This is a genomic window from Peribacillus sp. BM1, from assembly GCF_056679975.1.
In genome coordinates, this window is sequence record NZ_JBWXPJ010000006.1 from 1 (window position 1) to 9,397 (window position 9,397).

Annotated in this window: 10 protein-coding genes; 5 read left to right on the plus strand and 5 right to left on the minus strand. The window is 35.9% G+C overall.

Going from position 1 to position 9,397, the window contains the following annotated elements; all coding sequences use genetic code 11:
* Positions 1 to 295: 295 nt before the first annotated feature.
* Both AC1MGI_RS22460 and AC1MGI_RS22465 read left to right on the plus strand, forming a co-directional pair.
* Complete coding sequence (locus AC1MGI_RS22460; RefSeq protein WP_480350304.1) at positions 296 to 580, plus strand: hypothetical protein; 285 nt, start codon at positions 296 to 298, stop codon at positions 578 to 580.
* 409 nt (positions 581 to 989) lie between these two features.
* Positions 990 to 1,262: a stage V sporulation protein S gene (locus AC1MGI_RS22465; RefSeq protein ID WP_480350305.1), complete on the plus strand. Its 273-nt coding sequence runs from the start codon at positions 990 to 992 to the stop codon at positions 1,260 to 1,262.
* A gap of 187 nt (positions 1,263 to 1,449) precedes the next feature.
* On the opposite strand, the gene AC1MGI_RS22470 is transcribed toward AC1MGI_RS22465, so the two are convergent.
* Positions 1,450 to 2,013 (minus strand): hypothetical protein, encoded by a 564-nt coding sequence (locus tag AC1MGI_RS22470; protein ID WP_480350307.1) that lies wholly within the window; start codon positions 2,011 to 2,013, stop codon positions 1,450 to 1,452.
* A 192-nt stretch (positions 2,014 to 2,205) separates the two neighbouring features.
* Here AC1MGI_RS22470 and AC1MGI_RS22475 point away from each other — a divergent pair, with 192 nt between their 5' ends.
* On the plus strand, positions 2,206 to 2,793 hold the full coding sequence (locus AC1MGI_RS22475) for a hypothetical protein (protein WP_480350308.1): 588 nt from the start codon (positions 2,206 to 2,208) through the stop codon (positions 2,791 to 2,793).
* A gap of 116 nt (positions 2,794 to 2,909) precedes the next feature.
* Here the strand turns inward: AC1MGI_RS22475 and AC1MGI_RS22480 are convergent, their stop codons facing one another.
* Together AC1MGI_RS22480 and AC1MGI_RS22485 are read right to left on the minus strand one after the other, a co-directional pair.
* The gene (locus AC1MGI_RS22480; protein ID WP_480350091.1) at positions 2,910 to 3,314 is read right to left on the minus strand and encodes a UPF0715 family protein; all 405 of its coding nucleotides are present in this window, start codon (positions 3,312 to 3,314) and stop codon (positions 2,910 to 2,912) included.
* 271 nt (positions 3,315 to 3,585) lie between these two features.
* Positions 3,586 to 3,909, minus strand: a complete 324-nt coding sequence (locus AC1MGI_RS22485; RefSeq protein WP_480350309.1) for a hypothetical protein — start codon at positions 3,907 to 3,909, stop codon at positions 3,586 to 3,588.
* Between the two features lie 783 nt (positions 3,910 to 4,692).
* Here AC1MGI_RS22485 and AC1MGI_RS22490 point away from each other — a divergent pair.
* Positions 4,693 to 5,280, plus strand: coding sequence for a hypothetical protein (locus tag AC1MGI_RS22490; RefSeq protein WP_480350310.1), 588 nt, complete (start codon positions 4,693 to 4,695; stop codon positions 5,278 to 5,280).
* 2,381 nt (positions 5,281 to 7,661) lie between these two features.
* On the opposite strand, the gene AC1MGI_RS22495 is transcribed toward AC1MGI_RS22490, so the two are convergent.
* Entirely contained in the window at positions 7,662 to 8,213 is a 552-nt protein-coding gene (locus AC1MGI_RS22495; protein ID WP_480350312.1) for a site-specific integrase, read from the minus strand.
* A 312-nt stretch (positions 8,214 to 8,525) separates the two neighbouring features.
* Between AC1MGI_RS22495 and AC1MGI_RS22500 the strand changes: the two genes are divergently transcribed.
* Entirely contained in the window at positions 8,526 to 8,840 is a 315-nt protein-coding gene (locus AC1MGI_RS22500; RefSeq protein WP_480350313.1) for a hypothetical protein, read from the plus strand.
* 215 nt (positions 8,841 to 9,055) lie between these two features.
* Here AC1MGI_RS22500 and AC1MGI_RS22505 read toward each other — a convergent pair whose 3' ends face one another.
* A complete protein-coding gene (locus tag AC1MGI_RS22505) occupies positions 9,056 to 9,235 on the minus strand; it encodes a YjcZ family sporulation protein (protein WP_480350314.1) in 180 nt (59 codons plus the stop codon).
* Positions 9,236 to 9,397 lie beyond the last annotated feature (162 nt).

Below are 9,397 nucleotides of genomic sequence, written 5' to 3' on the forward strand. Positions count from 1 at the left end.
TCACTAAATTAGGGCGTAACATGGAAATGAGAATACGTCCTTCTCAATAGAATGAAACGTAAGAAATATTGTCTTTTATAGTTATCATTGTGCATGATGCTATGGGTGCTTTAGGTTCGGATGCGTACAAAGCAGCCGTTGACAGTACTATGCAGTAAAGATAGAAGTTGAATGTACGAAACTATACAAAATCATACATTTGTAAAACACCTTATTCAACTAAAATAGCAGAATAGTTAAACAATTTTTTCTACTTAAGTGGTAAAATATGTTTATAAAAGGGAGGTTTTCTAAAATGATATTAGCCATTTTTATAATACTAGCGCTTGCAATTGTTTGTTTATCTTTATACCTAACTACAAGGAATAAGAAAAATAGAATAATAACTGGAATTGTCTTGATATTATCGGTTTTAACGTATCCGTTATTTTTACCTTTGTTACATGAAACTAAGGTGCTTCAAGGATTAGATGGAACAGCAACTTTAATGCTTTTTTATTTTATAATATTGTTAGGTGGAATTATCACAATCATTGCAAGTCTTTTCACAAAAACGAAATTAAGTGAAAGTAATAAATAAAACTCCTATTCAAGTAACCGGTAGCTTTAGTGAAAGAAGAATTTGCATAAAACATCCCTTTTTTATACAGCTACCAGGCTTCTTCAGAAGCCGAAAATGGTGATTCATCAACCATGTATAAAATCATGTATAATCGATAAAATTGGACCATTTGGAACCCCTTGAGCGCCAAGGGGTTTTATGTTTCGGAAGTTCCGATAGTTGACTTTATGTTAACTAGATTTGTATAGAGTATGCATTTAATCCTTTGAGATCTTATTCAACTAACGGAGCAGGATAACACAAAAGTATCAAAGGAATAAGTTCAATAGTTCTGTTTGATTTGAATTTGAATATTATTAAAGCTACGTTAATTACATTCTTTCCAGTGATCATATCAAGCGATTAAATAACAGGGGGAAAAATTTATATGGATAATGTATTAAAAGTATCATCAAAATCAAATCCGAATTCAGTTGCAGGTGCAATTGCAGGCGCATTAAGAGAAAGAGAAAATACAGAAATTCAAGTGATTGGAGCTGGTGCTTTAAATCAAGCAATTAAAGCCATTGCGATTGCAAGAGGATTCGTATCTCCAGGCGGTGTTAATCTGGTTTTTGTTCCTGCATTTACAGATGTTTTAATCAATAATGAAAATAGAACAGCAATCAAATTATTAGTAGGTCCTAGAAAAAAACGATAGATTTGCATTGAGACGATCAATAAAAGAATTATTTAAAAAACATTGCCCTAATGCTATATTAGCTTGTTGTGCTAACTGGTGCTTTAATTAAACAAGCAGCTAAAAGGATCTTTCAATTGAAGATCCTTTTTCAGTACCGATAACACGCCTTATGTCAACTAGATTTGTATAGAGCATACACTTAGAATTACATTAATAATCTATCTCTTACGGGTTCTAGCTTTTTAAATTTTTTATTATAAGATTGTCTTTTCAATAAGGCTTCAACTAAATGAATAGCGTCATTTTTTCTATTAGCCTTTACATAACTTTCAATAATCGTTACGTATTGATCATCGTATGGGAATTTCTCTTGCTTAGTTAGTTCAAAGGATTTATCAAAGTAATATGTGGCTTTTTCATAATCATTCAGATATAGATAAGTGCCTCCATTTCCAACGTAAAGCTCTGCGCGTTGAAGATTATTTAGAGTGGTTAATCTTAAACCTTCTTCTCTAATTTGAAGAGCTTTTTCATACTCTTTTCTCTCTTCGGCATTAAAGGCTTCCGAATGGAAATGCTTAAATTTTGTTAATTTTTTCTTTGGCCTAATTAATTGAATGATTAACAAAACTGCAATTAGAAGTGTGATTATTGAAAGAAAATCGCCATAATCTAAACTAGCAAGATTGTATTGCTTTATTCGATAAATCAAATGAAAAACATCGGAAATGAGAAGAAAAAATAATATATAGAGGATAATTTTTCTCAAACAATAACCTACTTTCTAATACAGAATAATTCCATTATATATTACGTAACCATTTATAGAGTATCTAGTATTTTATTCAAGTTCTCATGATTATTCCTATAAGGGTGATTATGTTAACTTACTTGAAGGTCATACGCATTTCACATTGAATAATACATGTATGAGTTTAAATGAAATGAGGGTGAACAATCTATGAGTGTAGATCAAAAAGCATCCATACAAAGTATCTTAGAGGTATTGGCACAAGAAGGAGTAAAGACAGGTGATGTGGCTAAACAAATACCTGGCATAAGTGAAAAACCATTTAGAAACGCATTAAAAGAGGCTGGATATGAATTTAGAAACTCTGGTCAAAAGGGTTGGTTTTTTATTGGAGAAGGTGAAGAACCCCTTGATAAAAGTATTTTTGATTATGTGAAATCGAGTTCACCTAAAGTTCATACACCTTTCACACGAAGTAATCAGAAGTTCGCAGAGAGTAATAAGGAATTCACGAATCATTCACCTATTGTTCATGAGCAGTTCACCCAAGATGAAATCCATATGATTAAGGAAATGCTTAAATCATGGCAAGAGGTTACCCCAACTACACAAACCAATGAGCCAAGTCTTTATGACCGCGTCAAACAATTACGACAAAGTGACAAAACAAGAAAGACTATTGTTATTGATTGTGTCATTGGTAAACGTTTAGATGAGTTTTGTGAAGCTGAGAGGATCAATAAGTCTGATGTGTTTCATTTAGCATTAGCCGACTTTCTAGAAAAATATGAAAAGTGACCAAAGAAACAAAAAGGATTGGATATCTAAGAGGTACCCAATCCTTTTTTTTCGATAATTGACTTTATGTTAACTAGATTTGTATAGAGCATTCATGTGTTCCTTAGAAACCTTATTCAGTAAACGGCAGGACCCCTACTAGTAAGGAAAATTGAATCCATAAACCAAAAAATTACACTACTTGATAAAATCATAAAGTGGAATATTTTAGTTAAATAGAATTGCTCAATGTCACTTACTATTATGAAAGAGATGCTATTTACGATAGTCCCTACTATAAGATATATAAGGAAGTAAATAATACTGAATTTACCTGGTCTTTTGTTTAATAAGTACTGTATTGGAGCTCCAGTGAAAAGATAAATAACAGCAAATATCACCCAATAAAAGATAATGTAAACAAATGAAAATAGATAATAACTCGTAAAAAATAACATCACAAGACTAAGAAAGAGCCCCGATAGTATAGAACAAAATAGTATTCTAACAATAATATCATCGACTAATTTACTATAAGACATATCTGATCTCCTTTTTTACAAAAATATACAATTTTCACTATATAATAATATAATGTGATTTGCAATTGGTGGTCTTTTCAATGTACGAAAATAACTAAAATCATACATTCAGCTTGTATTGAGTTGAATGTATGATTGCTTTCTGATTAAAGAAGTTGAGAAACATGAAAATAGCAGACACAGAGATACAGAGGTGTCTGCTACAAGTGTGAATTAATGAGTTAATAATATTATATGGACAAGTATAAAATCCTGCCCTAAACTAAAGGATTTATTTTCTAATATTCGGAATTTTCATGTATGTAGGTTCTGCCAACCAGGAGCTTGTACAGTGCCAATTACAAAAGCTGAAGAAAAATCCTAATTCGACTTCAGCTTTTGATAAATAAAAAGGATTTAGAAAAAAGCTAGCGTTTGAGTTAGAGGTTAAATCACCAAAAATTACATCTTCTTCTACGATCTCTTCTATCGTCGCAATCAAAATCATCAAAACGATCACAACGATCGAATCGATCACAACGATCACAACGATCACAACGATCGAATCGATCACAACGATCAAAACGATCAAAACAATTAAAACGGCGTCTTCCACAAAAAAACATTCAAATTTCCTCCTTTTCACACTCGTACTATAAAATATGTTGGTATGAAAATAATGAATAGACAAGCATCCAAAATCCAATCAAACAAAATAAAATTTCTTATAGGGTAGCGTCAGGAAAGTGCGGATTTACAACGATAAGCATTTTGATACAAGGAGATTATATACGAACGTTCTTATTTAATTTCGTCATAGCATATTCATTGACGATGCACATACTTAGTTTTCGTTTGATCTTTCTCTATAAAAAAAGAACCCGAAGGCTCCTGGAAACACTGTTTAAATTATTTGCTTAATTAGAATCTGCGTCTTCTTCTCTCGATTTCGAACCGTCTTCTTCTTTCTATTTCGATTTCAAAGGGAAAAAAACGTCTCCTTCTAAAGCCGTCACGAAAAAACAGGTCTCTTCGAATAAATCCAAAAAACGGCATATGATTGATCCTCCTTTCATTCCGGTTCGGTGGCAATAATCATATATATGCACTCAGAATAATAATGAATGGACAAGTGCTGATAAAAAGTAAAATTAAGCAGGCAATGTACAATATCAACCATTCTTGACTCCAGACATAAAAAATATCGACTCTAGACCACCAATTTGGTGGTCTTTTCAATGTACGAAAATAACGAAAATCATACATTCAAATCAAATTGAAAAAATAACCCTTATTAAACTTTTTATCATTAAAATATATTAGAATTCTCCTCAGTGTTCTTTTTACTTGAAGGATATCGTCTATATGCTGTTTAATTTATCATTAGAGGTGATGATATATGGACGATATAAAAGAACTAGAATTAGAAATTGAAGATTATAAACAACTAAAAACTACTGATATTGCAAAACACTTAGATATAGCTGAATCAACAGTGCGAAAATATGCTCAAGTTTTAGAGAAACAAGGGTATCAATTTAGAAAAGATCCTACTTTGGGTCGGATATATACCTCGATAGATGAACTTGCAATTAACGAATTGATTAAACTACGTAAAGACGCCAAAATAGGTCTAGATATGGCGGCTGAGATAGTGGCGACACGTAGAAACTCTAAAAATCCAAACGTATCGCCGATACAACCTGTGCAAACCTCTGAAAAACAAGAGATTGCATTAGAAAGTATGCAATCTTTACTGCACGAAATACGATATATAAAAGAAAATCAAGTTTCGAAGGACAAAGTTAATTACGTGGTAGAAACAATAGAGAAGGTGTTGGATACTAACGAGAATCTACAACAAGAAAATACAATTTTGAAAGAGAAATTAGATACAATGCTTGAAACACAACAGAAAATGTATGAAATAATGGATAAAGCACAAAAAGAAAAGAAGGGTGGAATCTGGAAACGTATATTTGGATAACAGTTTTCAAATTACCCTTCCAACGAATCAAAGCGTGAATTTATAGATGGTTAATATGCTAGCTTTTGTCTCTATATAGTAATTTATGGTTGCTAAGATAGATTGATAGCGTTAAAATAATAGATAACTTAATATGGACGGAAACACAAAAAAGCCATTTCCTGATGTTAAAGGTTCGCACCCTCTAACGGAAATGACTTCTTCTTTAACACAGTGTTCGCACCACTGGTTAATTGATACACCTATTATAGCCCTAATGTCTACTGGATTTCAACTAGTAAATGCTAGTATCTTTCATACATTATCAGACAAGGGTCTAAAAAAGGCGTTATCTCTTTAACTTGGTAAGCTGACAAGTTAAAGAGATAACGTCTTTTTTGTTTTTCTAAGGTGGAAGCTGAACCACTATAAAAAATTATGGTTTGGTGCAGCCAATGCAAAAAGTGCACTCGGATAACAGCTATCGTTGCATATAGCTGTCTGACGTAAGCGAGGTAAAGGACACAAGCCTTGCATAGAACAAGCCTAAGGGATAGCCCACGAATAGCCTATAACGGTTGAATATTCGGGGTTGTATATCCTACTAATGATGATAACCAAGACATTGACGGCAAAGAGTGTTCGGGGGGTCAGATAAACCATAATGGTACTACTGGAGTTAATCAGTTACTCGTAAGGGGCTGTTATGGACTGTCAAACATGTTTATTCTTATGTTTCTTGTAAGGATAAAGGATTATATAGCGAATTACCTGAAAAGGAACGGTGTAGGGCATGGACACGCACCGTAAGGCATACGTCAATAAGCTATATGTTAGGGGTGCATTGTTTGCCTTTAACGGTCTAATGCAAGCTATACATACGGATACCTGAACTCAGACACACCGAGTTTGATAGTATGATAGGCAGATTTTAATCTCATAAATTTTCAAAGGGATTAGTCTGCCTTCCAGCCGTTTTCCTGTCCTCGAAGCCCGAGTATGAAAAAACCCTAAAACCTTGTCAAACATAATTATCTAAAATAGCTGAAAAAATTGCTATTAAGATAATAGAGATTAAGGCTAACTTACTATATAACATTATATTTACTATATATGAAGATCAGGGAATGGAGATACAATCTTAAATGAAGCAGGAATAAATAATTTAGAGATATTTTCACTGTTAAAAACCGCAAATGATACCGCAACAAAGATAGATCTAAAAGAGAGTTTAATGTCTGTTTCAGTTGCGCTTTTACTTTGCAGTAAATCCCTGTCTGTATACGGGTTCGGCCGGCTCCTTCTTTTTCGTAAACACCAGAAGACCTCGCCTATACTACGTAAACATAGCCGAGGTCTTCTGGTACTCTAAAGTTGTCGCCGGCCGAGGATGGATGAAGTAGCAAGTAGGTTTATGATAAATGGAGAGATTAGTTTGAGTAAGAGATTAAGAAATATGGATATAGTGGTTTAGAGATAAAAGATGTAGAACGAGTAAAAAATACGAATGATGTGAGAATTATAGGATGCTGTTTGCTGATTTATTTGTAGTGTTTTTAGTTTCGAAGGTGGTTTCGAAGGGTTCCGAAAGGAGGGTATTCGAAAAAACAGGGATTTTGAAGGATGCTTTTAAGTATTTGCCATTCGTGCTGTTTATTAGGCATTCTAAGGCGTTTTATCTTTTTTTGAGGACAAAGAGAATACTTCGAATGCTATAAAGGGCCCTTAAGGGGTTTTAAAAGACTTTGCTGACTTAATCTTTTATTCCGCCAGACTTAATTTATCGGACATATCGAACATACGGCTGCTATGCTCCACGCAAGGTTCGGGTAGTATTTTTTGAGCAACCCACTCAAAAAATCTCCACCCTTTCCTCCTTGCATTCCGCATTTTGGCAGGTGAGGACATGTCGCCAAGCCGAACATACTCAAAACGAGGATTCTCAGAATTCAGCTTACTCGGACCATTGTACCTGCCAAACCGCCAGTGCTTCCGATCCTCGTGTGGATCTTTCGCTTGATTTTTTTACGCCATACAGGGGCTAGCCCCTCTTGCTAACGCAATTCACCTTAGCCTTCACCATCTCACCTCAAAACAAGAAGGGATTCAGGAACGAAATGAAAGTGAGTTAGATTCAAAAAATTTATACCTTACAAACCAAAAAAGACCTTTTGGGAGGTACGTGAACAACGTGCAGGATATATAGTGTACCACTGGCATACTCAAAGCGTTGGCACGCTTGGCTTGAACCAGAATACCGGTCATGTTCAATCGTACCACTAGGGTGTTCAATCCCTTTGCTGTCAAGGGTAGAACGAGAATACTTAGGGTTCCGAACGAGGTTCCGAACCTTGCGAGAGAGCACCCGCCCACACCTCGTCATGCGCCCGTACCATGTGCCCTTATAAAGCAAAATCCTTAAGCGTTTCGTCGATTTCCTCTTGTGTAATCCCGATATAGCGCTTGGTGATCGACGGGGCGGAATGGTTAAAAATATTCTGCAGGAAGGCCAGGTCCTTGGTTCTCCGATAATACGCATATCCGAAGGTCTTCCGCATCGTATGCGTACCGATATCATCCCGTCCTAGTACGTCTCCGGCCTTCACAAGCGCTCTGTAGGCTTGCGTGGGCGTAATGGGTCCATTCCCCTTCCGACTGGCAAACAAGTACTCTCCGTCGCTCATATGAGCCGTATAATCTTCGATTTCTTCCCGCAGCTTCACTGGCAACATAAATCGTTTCGCCTTATTCGTTTTTTTCTCCCGGATCACCACATGACTTTTATCTCGAACATCCCCAACGGTCAATGGAACAATATCACTGACTCGAAGCCCGGTATTAATCCCAAAGACAAACAAAAAATAGTCCCGTTCGGAACCGTATCGCCGTAGCGCCCATTTCAGATCCTCAATTTCTTTGGCCGTTCGCAACGGCTGCACGTTCTTTTCTTTCATGATTTTCCTCCACTATCGTACATTCAACGTATGATAGTGATAGTTTATCAAAAGGACCCAGTGTTATCAAGGATTTGAATGTACGAAAATATCTAAAATCATACATTCAGAAAAACCCTTTCTTCTATTAGGGGAGGGTTAGTTGAGAGAACAGTAAATCGTTGACTGTTGCTAATTGTCTTGTGAAAGCTAGTACAACGAGAGGTTATGACTATACCTCAAATATAATAACAACCAAGCATACAACCTTTACAAATAGGCAAATACCTACCCCTCATTGAATATGGACACATACACTATTTTTGAAACAATTTGAGGAGGAGATATAAAATGGAAAGACAAGTTGGAGGTTATGGCTACGGCATGGGATATGGCGGTTATCCATCTCACGGCATGGGATATGGTGGTTATCCATCTCACGGCATGGGATATGGTGGTTATCCATCTCACGGCATGGGATATGGTGGTTATCCATCTCACGGCATGGGATATGGTGGTTATCCATCTCACGGCATGGGACATGGTGGTTATCCATCTCACGGCATGGGACATGGTGGTTATCCATCTCACGGCATGGGACATGGCGGTTATCCATCTTACGGCATGGGGTATGGTGGACATTACTGAGATGGTTCTTGCTAGCCTCATTAAATAATAATACGGATGCATTACTTAAATCCCAGGAGCCGATCAATAGCTCCTTTTTTTATTATCTGGACGAACTAAGAGAATGAAACCTATTTACATAAACATGGTTTTGATAGTCAGCAATCTTAATTTAATAACCATCTTTAATTTAAGAAGGACGGCCTATGACGGCCGTCCTTTTTGTTACTTATTTATTAGCAGAAGCCTCCGTAACCGCCACCGTAACCATAGCCACCGCCGCCGAATCCGCCACCGAACCCACCGCCACAGCTACATCCAATAATGATTAAGAGGATAAACAATACAATTAACAAGGCAAAGCCGCCGCCAAATCCACGACCGCCATCACATCCGCCATCTACACAACCTGACATATACAAACATCTCCTTTTGTTTTAAAGGAGGAACTAACTACTTGCGTGGGCTAATTCATAGTATGTCGAAAATAATGAATTGACACAAATAATACGTAAGTTTATATGATGGAGGACCTTTTATTTAATTGGTACTCCTATTTTGAGTGAAGATGAGCTCAT